Below are 22380 nucleotides of genomic sequence, written 5' to 3' on the forward strand. Positions count from 1 at the left end.
CCGTGGCCGCTCTGACCAAGCCGAAGAACCTTCAGGACGTGGCCGCGCCCGGCCGGGACGGCGTCGGCGCCTCGCCGCTGCGCCCGGACGGCATCCTCAAGGTCAAGGGCGACTTCGCCTATTCCTCGGACCTGTGGCACGAGGACATGTTGTGGGGCATGGCGCTGCGCAGCCCGCACGCCCGGGCCCGGATCCTGTCCGTGGACGTCTCCGCGGCACTCGCCCAGCCGGGTGTGTACGCGGTGCTCACCCACGAGGACATCCCCGGCAGCAAGTTCTACGGCCTGGAGATCCGGGATCAGCCGGTGCTCGCCATCGACGAGGTGCGCTTCCACGGCGAACCGATCGTGATCGTCGCGGCCGACCATCCCGAGACGGCGCGGCGCGCGATCGCCAAGATCGTGGTCGAGTACGACGTGCTGCCCTCGATCGGGCCGGTCGAGGCGTTGGACCCGGAGCGGTACGGCTACGTGCACGCCCCCGCCGACTACAAGGCACACGCCTTCGGCAACATCGTGCACAGCCAGCACATCCACCACGGCGACGGGGACTCGGCCGAGGTGCGCGCGCTCGCCGACGTGATCGTGCGCGGCGAGTACGAGGTCGGCATGCAGGACCAGGCGTTCCTGGGCCCGGAGTCCGGTCTCGCGGTGCCCGCCGAGGACGGCGGCATCGACCTGTACATCGCCACCCAGTGGCTGCACGTGGACCGACAGCAGATGTGTCCGGTGCTGGGCCTGCCGCCGGAGAAGGTGCGGCTCACCCTGGCCGGCGTCGGGGGTGCGTTCGGCGGGCGCGAGGACATCTCGATGCAGGTGCACGCGTGTCTGCTCGCGCAACACACCGGCAAGCCGGTCAAGATCGTCTACAACCGCGAGGAGTCGTTCTTCGGCCACGTGCACCGCCACCCCGCGACGATGGTGTTCGAGCACGGTGCCACCCGGGACGGCAGGTTGGTCTTCGTCAAGGCCGAGATCGTGCTGGACGGCGGCGCCTACGCCTCGACGTCGCCCGCGGTGGTCGGCAACGCGGCCTCGCTGGGCATCGGCCCGTATGTGATCCCCCATGCGGCGGTCGACGCGACCGCGGTGTACACCAACAACCCGCCGTGTGGCGCGATGCGCGGCTTCGGCGCGGTGCAGATGTGCTTCGGCTACGAGACGCAGATGGACCGACTGGCCGCCGAACTTGGCCTGGATCCGGTCGAGTTGCGCCGGATGAACGCGATGGAGCAGGGCTCGGTACTGCCCACCGGGCAGGTCGTGGACGCCCCGGCGCCGGTCGCCGAGTTGCTCCGGCGGGTCAAGGAGATGCCGCTGCCGGAGGTGGAGAACTGGCGTACGGCGGACGGGCCGGACGTGCGCGAGCTGCCCGGCGGGCTGTCCAACACCACGCACGGCGAGGGCGTCGTGCGCGGGATCGGCTACGCGGTGGGCATCAAGAACGTCGGCTTCTCCGAGGGCTTCGACGACTATTCGACGGCCCGGGTCCGACTGGAGGTGATCGGCGGCGCGCCGGTCGCGCTGGTGCATACCGCGATGGCCGAGGTCGGGCAGGGCGGGATCACCGTGCACGCGCAGATCGTGCGCACCGAGTTGGGTGTGGACCAGGTGACCATGGCGCCGGCGGACACCCGGGTGGGCTCGGCCGGTTCGACGTCCGCGTCCCGGCAGACGTACATGACCGGCGGTGCGGTCAAGCAGGCGGCCGAAGCGGTGCGCGCCGTGGTGCTCGCCCGGGGTCGGGACCGGTACGGCTGGGCGCCCGCGTTCGCGGCGGGCCTGCGCCTGGCCGGCGGCAAGGCGCTCACCGCCGCGGGCGAGGTGGTCGCCGACCTGGTGGACCTGCTCGGCGACGAACCGGTGGACGAGACCACCGAGTTCCGCCACCGCCCGACCGAGGCGTTCGACAAGGTCACCGGGCAGGGCTTCGGGCACGTCCAGTACACGTTCTGCGCCCACCGCGCGGTCGTGGACGTGGACGTGGAACTGGGCCTGGTCAAGGTGATCGAGCTGGCCGCCGCGCAGGACGTCGGCAAGGCGATCAACCCGCTCGCCGTGGTCGGCCAGATTCATGGCGGCAGTACCCAGGGGCTGGGCCTGGCGGTGATGGAGGAGATCATCGTCCGGGACGGCAAGGTCCGGAACCCGTCGTTCACGGACTACCTGATCCCCACCATCCTGGACACCCCGCCGATGCCGGTGGACGTGCTCGAACTGGCCGATGCCCACGCCCCGTACGGGCTGCGCGGGGCCGGCGAGGCACCCACGCTCTCCTCCACGCCGGCCATCGTCGCGGCGATCCGCGCGGCGACCGGACTGCCGCTGAACCGGGTGCCGGTTCGGCCGGAACACCTCACCGGGACCTGAGACACCGTCAGTTCCGGTTCTTCGACCGCGGTACGGTCCCGGCGGCGGCGCAGACGTCTCCCCCGGGACCGGACCGGACCGACCGAGCACGGCCGATCGCCGTGTCGTCGAACGGACGCGCCCCCACGCAGGAAGGTCGCCGCACTCGCCTGCCCGAAGGAAGGACTCGGGCGGCTTCGACGCGGCGATCGGCTCCACCCCAACAACGCCTAGGACACTTGGGAGTGGGAAGTGGCTCAGACCTCCCCGCGTTCGCGGCGGGCCTGCGCCTGGCCGGCGGCAAGGCGCTCACCGCCGCAGGCGAGGTGCGCCGTACGCCCTGGCCATCGTCGTCGACGTCGGCGGGAGCGCGCCCCGCCTTCCGGGCGCGGCGCTCGCGGTGGCCGCCGACGGCACGGTCGTCGGCAGCGTCTCGGGCGGGTGTGTGGAGGGCGCGGTGTACGAGCTGTGCCGCGCGGCGCTGGAGAGCGGTCTCCCGGTGCTCCAGCGCTTCGGCTACAGCGACGAGGACGCCTTCGCCGTCGGGCTGACCTGCGGCGGAGTGCTGGACGTGTTCGTCCAACGCGGCGGCGACCCCGCTGCGGAGGCGGCCTTGGCCGCGGCCGAGCGGGACATCCCCGTGGCCGCGGCGTACGGGCACGACGCCGCTCCGGCCCCGACGGGGTGAGGCCCCCGGCTGGAGCCGGGGGCCTCACGACATACTGGCGAGAGCAGGGTCAGTCGCGCTTCATCGACCCCTTGATCTTGTTGATCGCCTCGTTGGCCTTGTCCTTGGCGCCCGCGACGGCTTCCTTGGCTTTGGCCGAGCCCTGGTCCTGCTGACCCTCGTCGCGCAGATCCTCGTTTCCGGTCGCCTCGCCGAGCTTCTCCTTGGCCTGGCCGCTGACGTCCTGGGCCTTGTTGCGGATGTTGTCGTCGGTGCCCATGTCTCGGGTCTCCTGTCGCGATTGACCGCGCGCGTCCGTTGATCGCGCGACGTCCAGCCCGACCTATAACCGCAATCGACCCATTCGACACACTTTCGTGATACTCGTGACCTTTGTCACCTGGGTCGGGAGATCTCCACGTTCTCCAGCACACCCAGCGCGTCGGGCACCAGGACCGCCGCCGAGTAGTACGCCGTGACCAGGTAGGAGATCAGCGCCTGCTCGTTGATACCCATGAAACGCACCGACAGGCCGGGCTGGTACTCGTCCGGCAGCCCGGTCTGATGCAGACCCACGACACCCTGGTCGTCCTCACCCGTACGCAGTACCAGAATCGAACTGGTGCGCGCCTCGGAGATCGGGATCTTGTTGCACGGGAAGATCGGTACGCCGCGCCAGGCCGGGATCTGGTTGCCGCCCACATCCACCGTGGTCGGGTACAGGCCGAGCCGACTGCACTCGCGGCCGAACGCGGCGATGGTGCGCGGGTGGGCCAGGAACAGCCGCGAGCCGCGCCGGCGACTGAGCAGTTCGTCCATGTCGTCCGGCGTCGGCGGGCCGGCCTGGGCCTGGATCCGCTGTTCGTAGTCCGCGTTGTGCAGCAGACCGAACTCGGGGTTGTTGATCAGCTCGTGTTCCTGCCGCTCGCGCAACGCCTCGATGGTCAGTCGCAGCTGCTGCTCGATCTGATCCATCGGGTGGTTGTACAGGTCGGCCACCCGGCTGTGCACCCGCAGCACGGTCTGGGCCGCACTCAACTCGTACTCGCGCGGGTGGAGTTCGTAGTCCACGAAGCTGCCCGGCAGCACCGCCTCGCCGTGATGGCCGGCGGACATCGGGATCTCCGCCTCGCCCCTCGCGTTCTGCGGGCGGGCGCTGCTCTCGGCGTATTCCGCGAGGTGCTCGCGCAGGCTGTCGGCGTGCAGCCCGTCGAACGCGTCCCTGGGCAGCTCCAGCACGATCACCGAAGTGGCCGCCGTGGCCGTGTAGTCCCACGACGATTGACGGTCGACGAGCATCTTCTCGCCGAAGTGGTCACCGTCGCCGTGCAGCCCGAGCGAGGTGCGATCGCCGTAGGGGCCCACCCCGGATTTGGCGATCTTGCCGTGCACGACCAGGACCACCCGGTCGTTCGGCTCGCCCATCGTCGCGAGCGTCTCCCCCGCCGCGTATTCCCGGCGTACGAAGCGGTCCGCCAGCGTGCGCAGCACCTCGTCGTCCGCGAACCCGCGCAGCGGAGCGAGTTCGCACAACTCCGCCGGAATCACCCGGACTTCGGATCCGGTCTGGACGAACTGCACGCGCCCGTCGCCGATCCGGTAACTCAGCCGCCGGTTGACCCGATACGTACCACCCGACACCTGGACCCACGGCAACATCTTCAGCAGCCACCGCGACGTGATGTCCTGCATCTGCGGGACCGTCTTGGTGGTGGTCGCGAGATTTCGCGCCGCCGCCGTCGCAAGGCTCGAACGAGCCTGCGTGTCCCGGGCTTCACTTTCCGTGCCGGCCCCAGCATCGATCGACAACGATTTCGCCTCCCCTGGATGAGCCGGCCCGCTCCCCTGGCTGAACCGGTCTGCGCGAACAATCGTTGCGGGTGTGAAGGCAGCCGGCCATTACCCGATCGGGTGAGACTGGACAGGCGCGGAAGTGGCTAAGTAACTACGGTCGCCTGTGCGGTTCGCGCCCGGGTGCCCCGGCTCCGGTGCCCGCTCGGGCGCCTGCTCCATCAGCCGTTCCGGAAAGGTGCCGGCGCCGGCTGGTTCGGGGTGTCGAAACGCTTTCGAAGGGCCGTCAGGCCGGCCTCGGTCAGCCGGCCCGGCAGCCGCAGTCGGGCCACCCCACCGTCCGGGAAGACCTCGATGCGGACGTGCGTGACGGGCCGCACGTCGGCGAGTCGAAAGCGGTGCCGGGTGTCCGGCTGGACCCGGGTGCGTGGCAACAGGTCGAACCACACGTCCGGGTCCTCGCCCGCGTCGCTGCCGACGAGCGCGACCCAACCAGGCGCATTGCCCAAGTAGTTGTCGATGTCGATCTCCGCGGCCAGGATCTCGGCCTGCCCGACCAGGCGCACCCGCACCCAGTCGTGCCCGTCGTCGCGCCGGCGCCGGGTCTCCCAGCCCTCGCCCATCACCCGCGAGCGGCCCGGCGCGTTGAGGTTGTGCGGCGAGGAGAAGTAGCGGTCACTGGCCGCCTCGGCCACCGCACCGTACTCCTGCGCGGCCAGATCCACGGTGAGCCCGTCCAGCCAGGCCGGATCCGGCACCGCCTCGCCGTATACACGCAGCCGGGCCACTCCGCCGTCCGGGAAGATGTTCAGCCGCACGTGGGTGAACCGCCGCGCGGCGGTGATCGCGAACGGGTGCGCCGTATCGCCCTTCAGGTCGGTGCGCGCGACGATCGTGGTCCACCGCACGGCCGGGTCGAGCAGTTCCTCCACCGAGGGTGTGCCGGGTACGGCCGCGGCCTCCACCGAGGCACTCGGCGGGTAGTTGCCGGTGAAGAACGCGGTGTCCACCACGATCCCGCGCAGCACGCCGGGCACGCCGAGCCGGATGATCGCCCAGTCGTGCGCGTCCGCGTCGGGATGCGGGTGCTCGGCGGAGGCACCGCGCCGGCGGCGGGTCTCCCATCCGTCCATGATCTGACCCTTGGGCCCGAACGTATGCGGGGTGAAGACCGGCGGTTCGGCCCTGAGCAGGTTCTCCTTCTCGGCGAACCACTCGTCGTTGGCGGCCACCACGCCTGCTCCGAGGGCGCGCGCGGCGAGGTTGACGTACTCGGTGAAATCGGCGGTCACGGTCGATCTCCTTGTACTGAGCGGGAATTGGCGGATCGGTGACGACTCGGGACGGTGCGGGGCGGGCCGTGGCCGCGCCGGCGGCGGCGGCGGCCCATCCTTGCGGTGCTCACCGGGCGGTCCGCGTCCGGTCCAGAAGCCGCCCGCGCGGGCTGCCGTGCACGTCCACGGGCGCGCCCGCGAGCCACGTGGTGCGCACCGCGCCGGTGAGCGAACGGCCCGCGTACGGGGTGACCGGGTTGCGGTGGTGCAGTCCGGCCGGGTCCACGGTGAACTCCGCGTCCGGGTCGAACGCGACCAGGTCGGCGTCGTATCCGGGCGCGATCGCGCCCTTGCGAGCCAGGCCGACCAGTCGGGCCGGACCGGCGGACATCAGCGCGACCACGTCGGCCAGCGCGAAGCCGCGGGCCCGGGCCTCGGTCCACACCGTGCTCAGGCCCAGTTGCAGCGACGCGATGCCGCCCCAGGCCGCGGCGAAGTCGCCGACGTCCAGCCGTTTGAGGTCGGCGGTACACGGCGAGTGGTCGGAGACCACGGCGGCGAACGAACCCGCCCGGATCCCGCGCCACAGCCGGTCGCGGTTGTCCCGGGAACGAATCGGCGGGCAACACTTGAACGCGGTGTCACCCGCCGGGACACCCTCGGCGACCAGGGTCAGGTAGTGCGGGCAGGTCTCGGCGGTGACCGCGACCCCGGCCGCGCGGGCGGCGTCCAGGAGCGGCAACACATCGGCCGAGGACACGTGCAGGACGTGTACGCGGGCACCGACGCGTCCGGCCGTGTCGAGCAGTTGCCCCACCGCGACGGTCTCGGCCGCGTCGGGCCGCGATGCCAGGAAGTCGGCGTACGCCCGGCCGGGCACCTGCGGCGCGGCGTCCAGCACGTGCGGCGCCTCGGCGTGGATGATCGCCAGTGCTCCGAGCCGGGCCTGCTCGGTCAGCGCCTCGGCCAGTCGGGCCGCGTCCACGTGCGGGAACTCGTCGACGCCGGAGGGCGCGAGGAAACTTTTGAAGCCGTACACGCCGGCCCGATACAGGGACTCCAATCGGTCGGTGTTGCCCGGAATCGCGCCGCCCCAGAAACCCACGTCCACGTACACCCGGCCGCGCGCGACCTCCTGCTTGACCCGCAGCGCATCGAGGGTGACGGTGGCCGGGATCGAGTTCAGCGGCATGTCGATCAGCGTGGTGACGCCGCCGGCCGCCGCGGCCCGGGTCGCGGTGGTGAAGCCCTCCCACGCGGTGCGGCCCGGCTCGTTGATGTGTACGTGGGTGTCCACCAGGCCGGGCAGCAGGGCGAGTTCACCCAGGTCCTCGACCGGTGCGCCGTGGGCGGTGCGGTACGGCAGCACATCCGTGATCCGGTCGCCGGCCACGGCCACGTCGGCCGGCCGCTCGCCGGTCGGGGTGAACACCCGGCGCGAGCGCAGTACGAGAGTGGGGGTGCGGGTCACGACGCGTCCTCCGGATCCGCTCGGTGCGCCTGCTCGGCCCGATCGGCCGGCAGGTCCCGGGCCAGTAGCTCGCCCGCGTCCTCGACGAGTTCGCCCGCGCGGGTCATGCTGTCCGCGCCGAGGTCGGCCAACGCATAGGCCGCCACGATGCCGGCCGCGTCGAGCTGAGCCCGGCTCAACTCGACGCGGCCGCAGACCACCGCCACGGGTACGCCCCGTTCCCGGGCGGCGGCGGCCACCCCCGCCGGTGCCTTGCCGTGCAGGGTCTGCCGGTCCAGGCTGCCCTCCCCGGTGACCACGAGCTCGGCCCCGTCGAGCAGTTCGTCGAAGCCGAGGAGTTCGAGCAGCAGGCCGATGCCGGGCCGCACGCTCGCGTCGAGAAACGCCAACGCGCCGTAGCCGGCCCCGCCCGCGGCTCCCGCGCCGGGCACGTCGGCCCATTCCGGCCCGACCACCTCGGCCCAGCGCGCGAGCGCGGCGTGCAATACGCGCACATCCTGCGGCGTGGCGCCCTTCTGCGGCCCGTACACCGCCGCGGCCCCCTTCGGACCGAGCAGCGGATTGTCCACGTCCGAGGCGATCACCACCTCGACGCCGGTCAAGCGGGCCGCCGGGTCGTCCCGCTCGATCCGGTCCAGCCGCAGCAGTGCGGCGCCGCCGGGAGGCAACTCCGCGCCCGCCGCGTCCAGCAGCCGAGCCCCGAGGGCGCGGGCCGGCCCCGAGCCGCCGTCGGTGGAGGCCGCGCCGCCCAGTCCGAGCACGATCCGGGTGCAGCCCAGCTCCAGCGCCCGGGCGATCAGCTCGCCCACACCGGTGGTGTCCGCCGTCAACGGCGCGGGCCCGGCCGGGAGCAGCGCGAGTCCCGAGGACTGGGCCAGTTCGACCACGGCGGTGCGACCACGCACGGCCGGCGCCGCGTCCACCGGCCGCCCGATGGGGCCGGTGACCCGCGCCGGGATCCGCGCGAAGCCGGCCGCCACCGCCGCGTCCACGGTGCCCTCGCCGCCGTCGGCGATCGGCAACATCCGTACGTCCGCGTCCGGACGGACCCGCCGGATCGCGGCACCGATCCCGGCTGCGGCCTGCACCGCGGTCAACGTGCCCTTGAACTTGTCGGGGGCCAGGACGACGACCGGTCCCATGTACCGCTCCTTCGGGTGGGCTGTCCAGAGGCACAGTCAACTACGTGGCCGCCGCTCCCGGAGGGATCGACGGGGCCGGCGACCGCCCGGTGACGCGGGCGCGACACCGGTGATGGGATCAGCGTCCCCCGGCGGCATCGGGTGCTCGATGCCGCCGACCGCCTCCAGTGCGGCGTAGAGGGGCAGGATCGCCGCGCCGGGGCAGCCGAACGCGGTGTCCACGCCTTCGGACTTGAGCACCTCCACGACGGCGTTCATGACCGGTACACGACGCGGTGCCATCAGTTGTCTCCCTGCTTCGAACCACTGGCGACGGGGCGGCCGTTGAGCCGTTCCAGGCCGAGCAGCAGACCGCAGTGGTCCAGGCCGCCGCCGCCCTGGGCGCGCAGGGATGCCACCAGTCGCGCGGTGAGGCCGGCGAGCGGCAGCACGAGGCCGAACTCGCGGGCCGACTCGGTGACGATGCCCATGTCCTTGTGGTGCAGGTCGATGCGGAACCCGGGCTTGAAGTCGCGGTCGCGCATCACCCGCGCCTTGCGATCCAGGACCGTGCTGCCGGCCAGGCCGCCGGCGAGCACTCTCAGACCGGCCTCGGTGTCCACACCCGCGCGTTCGAGGAACAGCAGCGCCTCGGCGACGAGTTGGATGTTGCCGGCGACGATCAGCTGGTTCGCCGCCTTGACCGTCTGGCCGGCGCCGTGCGGGCCGACGTGTATGACGGTCTTGCCGAGCACCTCGAACAGGGGCAGCGCGGCGGCGAAGTCCGCCGCCTCACCGCCGACCATGACGGACAACACCGCCTCGATCGCGCCCGCCTCGCCGCCGCTGACCGGCGCGTCCAATACCCGCAGCTCGCGCTCGGCGCCGGCCTCGGCCACCGCGATCGAAGTGCCGGGCTTGATCGAACTCATGTCGATCACGAGGGTGCCGGGCTTGACGGTGCGCAATACGCCGCCGCCGCCGAACATCACCTTCTCGACGTGTGGGTCGGCCGGGACCATGGTGATCACCACGTCCGCGTCGCGCACCGCCTCGGCGATGGTCGCCGCGCCCTTGCCGCCGAGCGCGATCAGCCGGTCGATCGCGTCCCGTTCCAGGTCGAACCCGGTCACCTCGTGGCCGGCCCGAACCAGGTGGGCGGCCATCGGGCCACCCATGATGCCGAGACCGACGAATGCGATCCTCTTGCGTACGCCGGTCATCCGGCCCCTCCCCGGGTGCCGCGCAACTCGCGCGGGAGCCAGCCGAAGCTGTCCGCGCTCGGGCCGACGGGCTTGTATTCGAGGCCGACGCGCCCGGTGTATCCGGCGGCCACGAGTCGGCGGAACAGGTCTGCGAAGTCCGTTCCGCCGGTGCCGGGTTGCCCCCGTCCAGGGCTGTCGGCGAGCTGCACGTGGCCGAACCGGTCGGCGTGGCTGTCGATCACGGCGGTGAGGTCCTCGCCGTTGCGGGCGAGGTGGTACAGGTCGCACAGGAAGGCCGCGTTGCCCAGGCCCGTCTCGGCGTTGACCTTGTCCACGACGGCCACCGCGTCGGCGGCGGTGACCAGCGGGTAGCGCGGGTTCTCCGGTGCGCCGAGTGCCTCGATCAGCACGACCGCGCCGATTCGGTGCGCGGCCTGGGCAGCCAACGTCAGGTTCTCCAGGGCCAGTTCGTCCTGTGTCTTCGGCTCCACGCCGTCCTGCCGGTTGCCGTACAGCGCGTTCAGCGCACGGCAGCCCAGGCGCTCGGCGAAGCCGGTCGCGACGGCGATGTTGTCCCGGAAGCGCGCGGAATCGGAGGGCCGGGACAGCAGGCCCCGGTCGCCGGCGGGCATGTCACCGGCGTCGAAGTTCAGGCCGACCAGATCGACGCCCGCGTCGCGGATGGCCCGGGAGAGCGCATCCAGGTCGGCGTCGGCGGGGATCGGGCCGGCGAAGGGCCACCACAGCTCGATCTCGGTGAAGCCGGCCGACGCGGCGGCAGCGGGCCGTTCCAGGAGCGGGAGTTCGGTGAAGAGGATCGAGAGATTGATGTCGAAGCGCAGTCCACGAGCGCTCACGGGATCACCTCTTCCACGTCGGTTCCACAATGCGGAAGGAAGATTCCGCTGATCGGAATCATGCCACGCGACTTCAACAGTTTGTCAAGGGCGGCCCGGCGCGGAGTTCGGCCGGACGCTAGGGTTTCGGCGTGCGATTGCGGATTGAGTTCTCGACCGAACCGTTCGACCTGGACGGCGTACCGGCCCATGCCCTGGAGGCCCGACGAGTCATCGGCGAGGCGGGCCTCGACGTGGAGGTCGGCCCCTTCGGCACGACCGCCGAGGGCGAGGCGGACCTCGTCCTGGCGGCGCTCGACAAGGTGTTCCGAGGCGCGCTCGGCGTCGGCGCGACCCGGATCTCGGTACAGCTCACCACCATGCCGGAAACACCGGGAGGCCGCGCGTGAGCCCCGCCGAACACCCGCTGTCCGCCGCGATCAAGCCCCTGGTGACCGCGATCGGCGCCCGGTTCGTCACCCCGGAGGAGGCCGGCCCCGAGGACGTGGTCCTGGACTGGGAGGGCGAGCCGGTCGTCGCCGTCCGCCTCCCGGGCCTGGCCACCGCCCTCGACCGCCTCCTCGGCGACGCGGAACGCCAGTACGGCCCCCTGACCGACCTCGACCGCGAGGCCAAACAACGCGTGGTCCGCACCCTCGAACAGCGCGGCGCCTTCACGATCCGCCACGGCGTCGAAACCGTAGCCGCAGCCCTCGGCGTAAGCCGCTTCACCGTCTACAACTACCTCAACCGAGAAACCCGAACCTGACGCCCCATCACCGCAAGAACCGGTTCCGCCACGCCCAGCCGATCCGCGCCCGGGCCGCGCGCGCCTCCGCCTCCAGCCCGGCGGCCCGCTGTTGCAGGTGGCTCAACTGGTCGGCCCATGCCTGCAACACGGCTCGCGTCGACGTGAAGGCAGCGTCCATGCCCACGAACTTCGGCCGCAGCAAAATCAATCGCGCCCGCATCCCGTCGGCCGCCGGGCCGGTCCACGCGGCCGTGGCCCCCGCGGCCTGATCGATGGCGTTCAGGATGGTTGCGGACCGGTCCACCGCGCGCTGCACATTCGACGCCAACGCGCCGATGGCTGCCGGAAGACCCGGGGTCGGATTCACCAGCAGCCCCGGGAAGTTCGGGTCCGCAGGCACGCCAAGACCACCAAGACCGCCCCCGGCACGCCGGACGGCCCAGAGATAGTCCTCGTCCGCGCTCATGACTCGGGGTTCAACACGGCCCGGATCGTGCTGCGCTCAGGAGCGGGAGGCGTCACGGGAGCGGCCCGGGGCGTCGGCCCCTGACCCGAACCGCCGGGCACGGCCTGCGACGCGCCAGGCGCGACAGGTCCGCCGGACGCACCGGGTGGCGTGAACACCGACTGCACCGCCCCCTCCGTCTGCGCGTAGTTCGCCCGTGCGAGCCGGATCGCGTCCGCGACGTGCCCGAGGTCCTCGCGCATGAATTTCAGGCCGTGGTTCCAGTTGTCGTGAAACTTGCCGCACGCGTGGTCCAGGTCCTTGTGGCCGGTGCGGATCGGGCCGGTTTCCTTGAGCGCGTCGAGCGACTGTTCGAGTACATCAGTGCCCTGTCGCAAGTCGCTCGCGAGTCGATCGAGCCAACTGAAATCGACCGCGAATTGCCCATCAGGCATGAGCCCCCCGCTCACTTCGAACGCCTGTTGCACGAGTCGCGACGAAGCTGGCACAGTGCGTGATCCGCGGTCGTGGGATTCGCCCGCGTGCGTCCGCTTCGCGAATATCCGGAAGCTGCGGCTCCGTTCGAGGTGTTGCGGGTGGTCGAAGACCGCGGGCCTCGGTGATCTGCTTCAACAAACTGTTGACGGCGGTGATTGGGAGCACCTAGCGTTCCGGCCATCGCCGCATCGGGGTACCCGCTCGGGTGCGGCGTTCACCTCTGGTCGGGGAGACCCGCCGAGTGAGGAGGTTCCCGAGATGTCGTCAGCGCCAGGACTCGACAGGCTCAACGACGCGTCCGCCGACGAGGCGATCCGGCTGCTCGGCGAGGTTTGTGCGAGTGGTGCCTGGATCGGCGCGGTGCTCGTGGCTCGGCCCTACGGCGACCCGGACGAGCTGTACGCGTGTTCCGACCGGGCGGTCGCGGCGCTCACCGCCGACGATCTCCGGGAGGCGATCGACGGCCATGCCGTGATCGGCCGGCCGCGCCACGACGATCCGCAGTCGGCGCGCGAGCAGTCGGGCGTGCACCAGGCGGGTGACGCGGTGTTGGCCGACCTGCGGGCCGGGAACATCGCGTACCGGAACCGGTTCGGCCGGGTCTTCCTGATCTGCGCGAGTGGTCGCAGCGCCGCGGAGATGCTCGCCGAGCTGCGGCACCGACTCGACAACGACCCGGCGTCCGAGTGGGAGGTCACCCGCGAGGAGCTGCGGAAGATCAACCGCCTGCGTCTGAAAGGGCTGATCTCCGCGTGATCTCCACCCACATCCTGGACACCAGCGAGGGCCGACCGGCGACCGACGTCCCGGTCGAGTTGTCCCGGCGCGCGGCCGACGGAACGTGGACCGTGCTCGGCACCTCCGCGACGAACGCCGACGGCCGCTGCCCGGACCTGCCGCCGCTGGACGTCGGACCGGACGCCGGACCGGTCGACGTCCGACTGGTCTTCGACGTCGCCGCGTACCGCCGCGCCCGCGGCGAGACGCCGTTCTTCCCGGAAGTCCAGGTCGTCTTCACCGCCGACCCCGGCACCCGCTACCACGTACCGCTCTTGCTCAACCCGTACGGATACTCCGTTTATCGAGGGAGCTGACAGGCATGCCCATGGTGCTCGGCCAGAACCAGTACGGAAAGGCGGAGACCCGCGTGGTCCGGGTCCGCCGCGACACCGAACGGCACGAGGTCAAGGACCTCAACGTCAGCGTCGCACTGTCGGGCGAGTTGTCCGACACCCACCTCACCGGCGGCAACGACAAGGTACTGCCGACGGACACCATGAAGAACACCGTGTTCGCGTTCGCGCGGGAACACGGCATCGAATCGGCCGAGGGCTACGGCGTGCGCCTGGCCCGGCACTTCGTCGAGTCGCAGCCCTCGATAACCCGGGCTCGGGTGCGGATCGAGGAGTACCCGTGGAACCGGATCCCCACCGCCGAATCGCACAACCGCTTCATCGGCGCGGACAAGATCCAACACTCGTTCGTCCGCGACGGCGGCGAGACCCGGACCACCGAGGTCGTCTGGGAGCACGGACGGGTCCGGGTGATCTCCGGCCTCGACGATCTGACCGTGATGAACACGACGTCCTCCGAATTCCGGGGCTACATCAAGGATCGGTACACCACCCTCCAGGAGGCGTACGACCGGATCCTGGCGACTCGGGTCCGCGCCCGCTGGCGGTTCTCCTTCGACGCGGGCGAGGGCGCGGTCGAGCCGAACTGGGAGCGCTCGTACGCCCAGGTGCGCCGACACCTGCTGGAGGCGTTCGCCGAGACCTACTCCCACTCGCTCCAGCAGACCCTGTACGCGATGGCCAACCGGGTGCTCACCCAACGCCGGGAGGTGGACGAGGTACGGCTGTCACTGCCGAACAAGCACCACTTCCTCGTCGACATGGAGCAGATCGGCATCACGAACGACAAGGAGGTGTACTACGCCGCCGATCGACCCTACGGTTTGATCGAGGGCACGGTGCACCGCGAGGGTGTCACGCCATTGATTCCGGTGGACTGAACACCGGGCCGCTCGGGCAGTCACTCCCGGAGGATTCTCCATCCGCCGTCCCGCCTCCGGGGCCCGCACGCAGGATCAGACGGCGGTACGTTCGCACGTTGGACCGCTGCCGCGAGGGGACTTGCCCATGTCTGTAGGGAAATCCATAGGGAAATCCGCACGGAACGCCGCAGAAAGCGCCGCCGGGACCTCCGCCGGGCCCCCCGTCGACGCCCCCGCCCCCGGACGTATCGTCATCGAGAACTGCGCGATCGCGACCGTGGACGCGCGAGACACCGAGCACGCCTTCGGCCACATCGTGATCGCGGGCAACCGCATCGAGTCGGTCGGCGCCGGGGCCGCCCCCGCCGGCCTCGAAGACGTCGTGCGCCGGATCGACGGAACCGGCCACCTGGTCACGCCGGGCCTGGTCAATACGCACCACCACTTCTACCAATGGATCACCCGCGGCCTCGCCCAGGAGTGCAACCTCTTCGACTGGCTCGTGACGCTGTACCCCACCTGGGCGAAGATCGACGACGAGATGTGTTACGCCGCCGCGCAGGGCTCGGCGGCCGCGCTGTTGCGCTCGGGCTGCACCACCTCGACCGATCACGCGTACGTCTTCCCCAAGGACGGCGGCGACATCCTGGGGGCGGAGATCCGCGCACTGGCCGAACTGGGCATGCGCTTCCAACCCACCCGGGGCTCGATGGACCTCGGCCGCTCGCAGGGCGGACTGCCGCCGGACGCGTGCGTCGAGGACACCGACGCGGCGCTCGCCGCGACGGCCGAGGCGATCGACACGTGGCACGACGCGTCCTTCGACTCGATGGTGCGGATCACCGCCGCGCCCTGCTCGCCGTTCTCGGTCACGCCGCAACTGCTCGGCGGGGCTGCCGAGTTGGCCCGTGCGAAGGGCGTCCGACTGCACACCCACGGCTCCGAGACGGTGGAGGAGGAAGCGTTTTGCCACGAGAAGTTCGGCATGGGCCCCACCGACTACCTGGAGAGCGTGGGCTGGCTGGGCGAGGACGTGTGGATGGCGCACTGCGTACACATGAACGACTCGGACATCACCAAGTTCGCGGCCACCGGCACCGGCGTGGCGCACTGCCCGTCCTCGAACGCCCGGCTGGCCGCGGGCATCGCGCGTGTTCCGGAGATGGTGGCCGCTGGCGTACCGGTCGGCCTGGGCGTCGACGGCACCGCCTCCAACGAGTCGGGAGAGCTGGGTACGGAACTGCGCAACGCGCTGCTGATCGCCCGACTGCGCGGCGGCCCGGCCGCGATGACGGCCCGTCAGTCGTTGCGGCTGGGCACGATGGGCGGCGCGAAGGTGCTCGGTCGCGAGCGCGAGATCGGCTCGCTGGAGCCCGGCAAGCTCGCCGACCTGGCGATGTGGCGGGTGGACGGCGTGCTGCACTCGGGCATCGTCGACCCGGTCGCGGCCCTGGTCCTGGGCGCGGCTGCGCCGCTGACCCTGCTGCTGGTGAACGGCCGCGAGGTGGTCGAACAGGGTCACCTGTCCCGGGTCGACGAGGAAGAGATCGCCCGCAACGTGGCCCACGCGGCGGCCCGGCTGCGCGCCGAGTGAACCACATGCACCCCTGACATACCGTCACGCGGCCGAGCACCCCCGGGACTTCGGCCGCGCGACGGCCCGGCCGGTGCAGCGGGTACAGCCGGCGTGGACGGTGCGGCCGACACAGCCGGTCCCGCTCAGCCGCCCGATGTCGCGGCCTTCGCGACCAGTGCCAGCGGTACGGTCGCGCACTGCGTCGCGGAAGCCACCGTCATGGTGCGCACCCCGGTCCGCCCGGCGATGTCGACCAGGCGCGCCGCATCGCACAGGTAGGGCTGGGCATGCGGCACGTCCCGGGCGCAGGTGGCCGCGTCGACGAACGCGGGCAACCACGGCTGCCCGTCCTGCCCGTGGATGAAGACCACCGACTCGGTGTCGTCGACCGGGATCACCACGCCGCCGGCCACGATCTCCGTGAGCAGGTCGGCGGGGTCGGTCTCGGTGTCGTCGGCGCGGTCGAGGATGGCGGCCAGGGCCGGGTTCGCGACAGTCATGCCAAGATCATATGGGCCCCGATTGTCGGGATTGGGCACCGCCGATCACCACGGCGCCCGGCGGACGCCGCAACGGGCGGGTCCGACCCGGTCGGACCCGCCCGTCGTCCTCGAAGCCGGGCGGGGCGGCCCTACACCTCGCGCCCCAGCGTCCGCAGATAGGCGCGCCAGCCGCCGAACTCGGTGATCTCCTTGTGCCGGCCCGACTCCGATTCGCCGCGCCGCAGGATCATCGAGAAACAGGCCGAGCCGTCCTCCAGCTTGATGATCCCGAACTCCAGCTCGGCCGGCTCGGTCGGCAACAGGTTGTCGCGCAGCACCTCGTCCGGCACCTCGTACACCTCCCCCGCGATCTGCGCCTCGCTCGCCGGGTCGGGCAACAGCCCCGGGCAGCGGTCGCCGATGGAGAAGAAGCGATAGCCGGGCGCGGTGCGGGCCTTGGCGAGCAGCGGCGCACCGTCGAGGTGGTGATGGAACGGACCACCCTCCATCGCCTGGCCGTTGAGGAACATCCGTGCCATGTGCTGCCTCCTGTTCGATGTCGCGGCCGAAGCGCTGCGAGAAGGTGCGGAACGACCGGGCCTGCCCGATTGCACGCGCCCCCACGACCCCCGGGGTGGGACCGGCCGTTCCGCGTATCGGGGAAACCGCGAACGGCGTGACTCAGTCGAGGAGTTCGCATCCCGGCAGGGTGAGGAAGTCGACGAACTCCTCGGCGAGAGCCACCGTGAGGAACAGGTCACGGGCGGCCGTCCAGCGGCCCGCCTCGAACCGAGCGTCGCCGATCTCCTCGCGCAGTGCGCCCAGTTCCTCGACGACCAGGCGTCGGACCAGGTCCGCGGTCACCTTCTCGCCGGTGTCCGAGAGCAGCACGCCGTTGTTGATCCACTGCCATACCTGGGACCGGGAGATCTCCGCGGTCGCCACGTCCTCCATCAGGCCGAAGACGCCGACCGCGCCGTATCCGCGCAGCCACGCCTCCAGGTAGCGCAGCCCGACCCCGACCGCCGCGTGCAGTCCGGCGCCGGTCGGCGACCCGTCCGCGGACGCCACGTCCAGGAGCTGATCCGCCGTCACCTCGACGTCGTCCCGGGTGCGTTCGATCTGATTCGGCCGATCGCCGAGCACCGCGTCGAACGCCTCGCGGCAGACCGGCACCAGGTCCGGGTGGGCCACCCACGAGCCGTCGAATCCGTCGCCGGCCTCGCGGTCCTTGTCGTCCCGCACCTTGGTCAGCGCCGCCGCGTTGGCCGCGGCGTCCCGCCGGGAAGGGATCACCGCCGCCATCCCGCCGATCGCATGCGCCCCGCGCCGATGGCAGGTGCGCACGAGCAGTTCGGTGTACGCGCGCATGAACGGCGCGGTCATGGTGACCGCGTTGCGGTCCGGCAACACGAACGCGTCCCCCGCGTCGCGGAAGTTCTTCACGATGCTGAACAGGTAGTCCCAGCGACCCGCGTTCAGGCCCGACGCGTGCTCGCGCAGTTCGTACAGAATCTCGTCCATCTCGAACGCGGCCGTGACCGTCTCGATCAGCACCGTGGCGCGGATGGTGCCGCGCGGGATGTCGAGCAGATCCTGGGCATGCCCGAACACGTCGTTCCACAACCGCGCTTCGAGGTGGCTCTCGATCTTCGGCAGGTAGAAGTACGGGCCCAGGCCCCGATCGAGCAGGCGGGCCGCGTTGTGGAAGAAGTACAGCCCGAAGTCGACCAGCGCACCGGCGGCCGGCGCCCCGTCGACCAGGATGTGCCGTTCGTCCAGGTGCCAGCCGCGCGGGCGCATCACCACGGTCGCCAGTTCCTCGTCCGGGCGCAGCCGGTAGGTCTTTCCCTCGGCGGTGGAGAAGTCGATCCGCCGGTCGTAGGCGTCGATCAGGTTGAGCTGATGCGCGACGACGTTGTGCCAGGTGGGCGCCGAGGCGTCCTCGAAGTCGGCGAGCCAGATCCGGGCACCCGAGTTGAGCGCGTTGATCGTCATCTTGCGATCCGCCGGCCCGGTGATCTCCACCCGCCGGTCGCGCAGCGCGGGCGGCGCCTCGGCCACCCGCCAGTCGGCGGCGCGCACGTCGGCGGTCTCCGGCAGGAAGTCCAGCCGCCCGGTACGCGCGATCTCCTCGCGTCGGGCCCGGCGCAGGTCGAGCAACGCGTCGCGCCGGCCGCCGAACCTGCGCTGCAGGCTCGCCACGAAACGCAGCGCCTCGGTGGTGAGCACCTCGTCCGCTCGCGGCACGGAGCCGCCGGTCGCCGTGCCGTGCTTGACCACGATGGCCGGTGCGCTCATGGGTGGCTCTCCTTCGCCGTAGACGCTCTTTTGTAGAGTGGACATTAGTTTCCGGGAAACGGAAGTTCAACAACTTGTTGAAATATTCTCGACGGAGGATCGCGCCGTGGCCGCACTCGACTCAGGTAGCAATGGCACGAGCGGTGGCGTGCAGTCCCTGGAACGCGCGTTCGACCTCCTCGAACTGCTCGCCGACGCGGATGGCGTGTTGACGCTCAGCGAACTCGCCGCGCGTTCAGGATTGCCCATGCCCACCATCCACCGCCTGGTACGCACGCTCGTGTCGCTGGGCTATCTGCGCCAGGACGCCTCCCGCCGCTACACCCTCGGCCCGAGACTGATCCGGCTGGGCGAGACCGCGGGCCGACTGCTGGGCAGTTGGGCCCGGCCGTACCTGGCCGAACTGATGGAGACCACCGGCGAGACCGCCAATCTCGCGGTGCTCGAGGCGGGCGAGGTGGTCTATGTCGGCCAGGTGCCCAGCCGGCACTCGATGCGGATGTTCACCGAGGTCGGCCGACGTGTGCAGCCGCACTGCACCGCGGTGGGCAAGGTCCTGCTCGCCCAACTGCCCGAGGCCGACGCCGCACGTATGCTCGGCGGTCGACCGCTGGCCGCGCACACCGCGCACACGGTCACCGATCCCGCCGAGCTGCTCGCCCAGTTCCCGCGAATCAGGGCGCAGGGTTATGCGATCGACGACCAGGAGCAGGAACTGGGCGTGCGCTGCGTCGCGGTCGTGGTGCCGGGAGCGCCCACCGCGACCGCGCTGTCCGTATCCGGGCCCGAGGGTCGGATCCGGGCGATGGAGGAGCAGTGGATGACCACCAGGATGCAGGGGATCGCGGCCCGCCTTGGCGCGCGCCTCGGCGGCACCGAGCCGGACGCGCGGCCGGTGTCCACGGGCTGACGCGCACACCGCCCGGCCGATGCCCGGCGCGCCCGACCGCGCCTTCGCGCGAATCCACCACACGGCACCCGGGAGCGGTCAACTGCCGGCGCGCGGCGGCGGGTTCGGGCTGCCCGACCGGATCCAGCCCGAGCACCGCGCCGGCCACCGCGGCCGGCGTCGCGGCCACGCCGGCGGTGTCGCGCAGGTGTCGGGTGCGCGCCACGTCGTTGATCGCGGTCAGCGCGGCGTGCACCCGGATCCGAGCCCGCGCCGTGCCGTACTGCGGGCGCACGGCGCACAGCAGGTGCGCCCACTCCATCAGGTAGTCCGCCTGCGACTGCCGCGCCCGGTGCCGAGCCGATGTCGGCAGATGCGACACCTCGGTGAGCAACAGCGAGACCAGGTCGCTGTGCTCGGCCGCGAACCGGATGTATGCCTCCAGCAGGGCGCGCAGCGCGGCCTCGGGATCCCCGGCGCCGGCGAGCGCGCACGTCATGTCCATCGCCAACCACTCGATGCCCCGGGTCATCGCCGCCGAGAGCAGGTCGCCCTTGCTCTCGAAGTGGTTGTACACGCTCGGGCCCGCGATCCCGGCCGCCGCCCCGATGTCCTCGATGGCGACGCCGGCATACCCCTGCTCGGCGAACATCCGTACGGCCGCGGTCAGCAGCGCCTCGCGTCGCGAGCGCGGCGTGATCCCGACCGGCTGCTGCGGGCGGGCGATCGGCGCCGGTTCGGCGGGCGGTGCGGCGACCGCCGCCCGGCCCAGTTCCACGAGCAGCCGCACGTACTCCGGGCGGGGGAGTTCGATCCGATGGAAGGACGGACTGAGCAGTACGCCCAGGCCGCACCACGCGAGCAACTCGGCCTGTTCGGGCGACAATCGCGGGCGGGCGTCCCGGATCAGCGCGGCCACCGCGGCGGTCACCGCACGGATCTCGCGACGGACCTCGGCCCGCTCCGCCGCCGGCAACAACCGGCCCTCGCGCTGCCACAACACGCCCACCTCACGATGGTCGAGGGTGACCACGACCACCGCACGCGGCACGGTGTCCGGATCTTCGACCGTGCTGCGGGCCAACGCGTCACGCACCGGCGCGACTCCGTCGAGCACGACCTGCACGAGCAGGTGCTGCTTGCTCCGGAAGTGCCGGTACAGAGCAGAGGGCCCCATACCCACCGCCTCGGCGATGTCTCTCATGCCCACGTCCGCGTACCCGCGGCGGTGGAACAACTCGGCCGCCGCGGCCAGGATCAGCGCGCGCCGATTGCGTGGCCGGGTCCCCCGGGCGGGCGGCACGAGTCCACCGACCTTGCGTGCCGCAGCCACCATCGCGTACTTCCTTCCGGGATCCGCCCCGGCGCCATTGTTTCAGCCTGCCGCGCCGCGCACCGCCCGTGCGCGAACCGGGCCGCCGGAGCACCGGAGGGGCCGCCGCCGACCCGATGGGCACACATGCTCGACCGGGCCGCGGTGCCGGCGCTCACCGGCAGTGCCGCGGGCGTGCCCGGCGGACCGCGGTGCGTCCGGTTACTACGCTGGGCGACATGACGACCTCACTGATCACCGGCGCCACCTCGGGCCTCGGCGCCGCGTTCGCCCGACGGCTCGCCCACGAAGGGCACGCCCTCGTCCTGGTCGCGCGCGACCGGGAACGGTTGGCCGAATCCGCCCGCGACCTGCGCGAGGAGCACGGCGTGGCGGTGGAGGTGCTGGCCGCGGACCTGTCCCTGGACGAGGGAATCGCGGCGGTCGAGGCCCGACTCGCCGATCGTGCCGCGCCGGTGGACGTGTTGGTCAACAACGCCGGCTTCGGCAACCGGGGCGGTTTCCTGGACGCGTCCACGGCCGACGAGGTGCGCATGCTCAAGGTGCACTGCGAGGCGGTGCTGCGGCTGACCACCGCCGCGAGTGCGGCGATGCGCGAGCGCGGCCGCGGCTGGGTGATCAACGTGGCGTCCGTCGCCGCCTTCCTGCCACGCGGCACCTACGGCGCGAGCAAGGCGTGGGTGGTCAGCTTCACCGAGGGCGCTGCCCGCGAACTCGCGGGCAGCGGCGTGCGGTTGATGGCGCTGTGTCCGGGCTTCGTGCGTACCGAGTTCCACCTGCGGGCCGGGATGGGCACGTCCAACATCCCCAACTGGATGTGGTTGGACGCCGATCGGGTGGTCGCCGCCGCGATCCGCGACCTCGCGGTGGGCCGCACGGTCAGCGTGCCGGACCTGCGCTACAAGGCGGTGGTCGGGTTGGCCAAGCTCACTCCCCGCGGCCTCTTCGGCAGCGTGTCCACCAGGACCGGCCGGGTGTACGGGCCGACCCGCACCTAGGGAGTTCGGCACACGCCACAGGCCCCGCCGACACGAGGTCGACGGGGCCTGCGGGCGCGTACCGGGCGGGGCGGTGGGGTCCTCACGCCCCTCCCCCGGGCATCCGCGAGGTCCCGGGCCGGTCACCTCGGGCCGAGCGCCCGGGGCGCCGTCCGAGACGCCGGGCCGTCAGCGCCTCGGGCGGCCCTTGGGCCGGTCGCTCTTGCCGCGCCGGGCGGCCTTGGGGGATTCGACAGCGTCCGTCGCCTCAGCTGCCGGTGCCGGTGCGGAGTCTGCACGCTCGGCTTCGACGAACAGCGAGTTCTTGTTCTGAAGGTGGGGTTTCGACTTCTGCTTGGCCATGGCCTTTTCCTCCTACGGAGAACCGATGGTCGGTCGTCATCCACTCTCACACCGAT

The 22380-nt window shown here is 71.4% G+C and carries 23 protein-coding genes and 2 pseudogenes; 10 read left to right on the forward strand and 15 right to left on the reverse strand.

All coding sequences use genetic code 11. From position 1 onward, the window contains the following. Positions 1-2 precede the first annotated feature (2 nt). Entirely contained in the window at positions 3-2369 is a 2367-nt protein-coding gene (gene pucD / locus A3IC_RS0116525; protein ID WP_020551156.1) for a xanthine dehydrogenase subunit D, read from the forward strand. A 301-nt stretch (positions 2370-2670) separates the two neighbouring features. Beyond that, positions 2671-3000: pseudogene (locus A3IC_RS71075) on the forward strand (XdhC family protein); the annotation flags it as partial. Between the two features lie 85 nt (positions 3001-3085). Here A3IC_RS71075 and A3IC_RS0116535 read toward each other — a convergent pair. The 8 genes from A3IC_RS0116535 to A3IC_RS0116570 form a co-directional block, all read right to left on the reverse strand. Continuing rightward, a complete protein-coding gene (locus tag A3IC_RS0116535; protein ID WP_020551158.1) occupies positions 3086-3295 on the reverse strand; it encodes a CsbD family protein in 210 nt (69 codons plus the stop codon). A 116-nt stretch (positions 3296-3411) separates the two neighbouring features. After that, complete coding sequence (locus tag A3IC_RS0116540; RefSeq protein ID WP_026218347.1) at positions 3412-4824, reverse strand: family 2B encapsulin nanocompartment shell protein; 1413 nt, start codon at positions 4822-4824, stop codon at positions 3412-3414. A 203-nt stretch (positions 4825-5027) separates the two neighbouring features. Continuing rightward, complete coding sequence (alc, locus tag A3IC_RS0116545; RefSeq protein WP_020551160.1) at positions 5028-6098, reverse strand: allantoicase; 1071 nt, start codon at positions 6096-6098, stop codon at positions 5028-5030. A gap of 109 nt (positions 6099-6207) precedes the next feature. Further along, positions 6208-7551, reverse strand: coding sequence for an allantoinase AllB (gene allB, locus A3IC_RS0116550; RefSeq protein ID WP_020551161.1), 1344 nt, complete (start codon positions 7549-7551; stop codon positions 6208-6210). After that, positions 7548-8693 (reverse strand): glycerate kinase, encoded by a 1146-nt coding sequence (locus A3IC_RS0116555; protein WP_020551162.1) that lies wholly within the window; start codon positions 8691-8693, stop codon positions 7548-7550. Before A3IC_RS0116555 ends, allB begins: the two co-directional genes overlap by 4 nt. 36 nt (positions 8694-8729) lie before the next feature. Further along, positions 8730-8975 (reverse strand): thiamine pyrophosphate-binding protein, encoded by a 246-nt coding sequence (locus tag A3IC_RS73515; RefSeq protein WP_020551163.1) that lies wholly within the window; start codon positions 8973-8975, stop codon positions 8730-8732. Continuing rightward, positions 8975-9895: a 2-hydroxy-3-oxopropionate reductase gene (locus A3IC_RS0116565; protein ID WP_020551164.1), complete on the reverse strand. Its 921-nt coding sequence runs from the start codon at positions 9893-9895 to the stop codon at positions 8975-8977. Before A3IC_RS0116565 ends, A3IC_RS73515 begins: the two co-directional genes overlap by 1 nt. Beyond that, positions 9892-10734 (reverse strand): hydroxypyruvate isomerase family protein, encoded by an 843-nt coding sequence (locus A3IC_RS0116570; protein ID WP_020551165.1) that lies wholly within the window; start codon positions 10732-10734, stop codon positions 9892-9894. The genes A3IC_RS0116565 and A3IC_RS0116570 overlap by 4 nt, the downstream gene beginning before the upstream one ends. 131 nt (positions 10735-10865) lie before the next feature. On the opposite strand from A3IC_RS0116570, the gene A3IC_RS0116575 reads away from it, so the two are divergent. Both A3IC_RS0116575 and A3IC_RS0116580 read left to right on the forward strand, forming a co-directional pair. Next, complete coding sequence (locus tag A3IC_RS0116575; RefSeq protein ID WP_020551166.1) at positions 10866-11123, forward strand: thiamine-binding protein; 258 nt, start codon at positions 10866-10868, stop codon at positions 11121-11123. Beyond that, positions 11120-11482 carry a helix-turn-helix domain-containing protein gene (locus A3IC_RS0116580; protein WP_020551167.1) on the forward strand — a complete coding sequence of 121 codons (363 nt, stop codon included), beginning with the start codon at positions 11120-11122 and terminating at the stop codon, positions 11480-11482. The genes A3IC_RS0116575 and A3IC_RS0116580 overlap by 4 nt, the downstream gene beginning before the upstream one ends. A gap of 7 nt (positions 11483-11489) precedes the next feature. Here A3IC_RS0116580 and A3IC_RS54850 read toward each other — a convergent pair whose 3' ends face one another. Both A3IC_RS54850 and A3IC_RS0116590 read right to left on the reverse strand, forming a co-directional pair. Then, positions 11490-11930: a hypothetical protein gene (locus tag A3IC_RS54850; RefSeq protein ID WP_040876739.1), complete on the reverse strand. Its 441-nt coding sequence runs from the start codon at positions 11928-11930 to the stop codon at positions 11490-11492. Beyond that, positions 11927-12397, reverse strand: a complete 471-nt coding sequence (locus tag A3IC_RS0116590; protein WP_158695972.1) for a hypothetical protein — start codon at positions 12395-12397, stop codon at positions 11927-11929. Before A3IC_RS0116590 ends, A3IC_RS54850 begins: the two co-directional genes overlap by 4 nt. Before the next feature lie 268 nt (positions 12398-12665). Here A3IC_RS0116590 and uraD point away from each other — a divergent pair, with 268 nt between their 5' ends. From uraD to A3IC_RS54855, 4 genes are all read left to right on the forward strand, one after another. Beyond that, positions 12666-13163, forward strand: a complete 498-nt coding sequence (gene uraD / locus A3IC_RS0116595; protein ID WP_020551170.1) for a 2-oxo-4-hydroxy-4-carboxy-5-ureidoimidazoline decarboxylase — start codon at positions 12666-12668, stop codon at positions 13161-13163. Further along, entirely contained in the window at positions 13160-13501 is a 342-nt protein-coding gene (uraH, locus tag A3IC_RS0116600) for a hydroxyisourate hydrolase (protein ID WP_020551171.1), read from the forward strand. Before uraD ends, uraH begins: the two co-directional genes overlap by 4 nt. A 5-nt stretch (positions 13502-13506) precedes the next feature. Continuing rightward, complete coding sequence (gene pucL, locus A3IC_RS0116605; RefSeq protein ID WP_026218349.1) at positions 13507-14421, forward strand: factor-independent urate hydroxylase; 915 nt, start codon at positions 13507-13509, stop codon at positions 14419-14421. A 127-nt stretch (positions 14422-14548) separates the two neighbouring features. Further along, complete coding sequence (locus tag A3IC_RS54855) at positions 14549-15997, forward strand: 8-oxoguanine deaminase (protein ID WP_079026480.1); 1449 nt, start codon at positions 14549-14551, stop codon at positions 15995-15997. Between the two features lie 125 nt (positions 15998-16122). Here A3IC_RS54855 and A3IC_RS0116615 read toward each other — a convergent pair whose 3' ends face one another. The 3 genes from A3IC_RS0116615 to aceB form a co-directional block, all read right to left on the reverse strand. Continuing rightward, on the reverse strand, positions 16123-16479 hold the full coding sequence (locus tag A3IC_RS0116615; RefSeq protein ID WP_020551174.1) for a hypothetical protein: 357 nt from the start codon (positions 16477-16479) through the stop codon (positions 16123-16125). A 131-nt stretch (positions 16480-16610) separates the two neighbouring features. Next, positions 16611-17000 (reverse strand): allophanate hydrolase-related protein, encoded by a 390-nt coding sequence (locus tag A3IC_RS0116620; protein WP_020551175.1) that lies wholly within the window; start codon positions 16998-17000, stop codon positions 16611-16613. Between the two features lie 142 nt (positions 17001-17142). Beyond that, positions 17143-18762 carry a malate synthase A gene (gene aceB / locus A3IC_RS0116625; RefSeq protein ID WP_020551176.1) on the reverse strand — a complete coding sequence of 540 codons (1620 nt, stop codon included), beginning with the start codon at positions 18760-18762 and terminating at the stop codon, positions 17143-17145. Positions 18763-18868: 106 nt separating this feature from the next. Here aceB and A3IC_RS71085 point away from each other — a divergent pair, with 106 nt between their 5' ends. Then, entirely contained in the window at positions 18869-19672 is an 804-nt protein-coding gene (locus A3IC_RS71085; RefSeq protein ID WP_281174487.1) for an IclR family transcriptional regulator, read from the forward strand. 211 nt (positions 19673-19883) lie between these two features. Here the strand turns inward: A3IC_RS71085 and A3IC_RS71090 are convergent. After that, positions 19884-20987: pseudogene (locus A3IC_RS71090) on the reverse strand (TetR/AcrR family transcriptional regulator); the annotation flags it as partial. Between the two features lie 215 nt (positions 20988-21202). Here A3IC_RS71090 and A3IC_RS0116640 point away from each other — a divergent pair. Next, positions 21203-21982 carry an SDR family NAD(P)-dependent oxidoreductase gene (locus A3IC_RS0116640; RefSeq protein WP_020551179.1) on the forward strand — a complete coding sequence of 260 codons (780 nt, stop codon included), beginning with the start codon at positions 21203-21205 and terminating at the stop codon, positions 21980-21982. Positions 21983-22150: 168 nt separating this feature from the next. On the opposite strand, the gene A3IC_RS68710 is transcribed toward A3IC_RS0116640, so the two are convergent. Further along, positions 22151-22324 carry a hypothetical protein gene (locus A3IC_RS68710; protein ID WP_158695973.1) on the reverse strand — a complete coding sequence of 58 codons (174 nt, stop codon included), beginning with the start codon at positions 22322-22324 and terminating at the stop codon, positions 22151-22153. Positions 22325-22380: the final 56 nt, after the last annotated feature.

This window comes from Embleya scabrispora DSM 41855 (genome assembly GCF_000372745.1).
Lineage (GTDB): Bacteria > Actinomycetota > Actinomycetes > Streptomycetales > Streptomycetaceae > Embleya > Embleya scabrispora.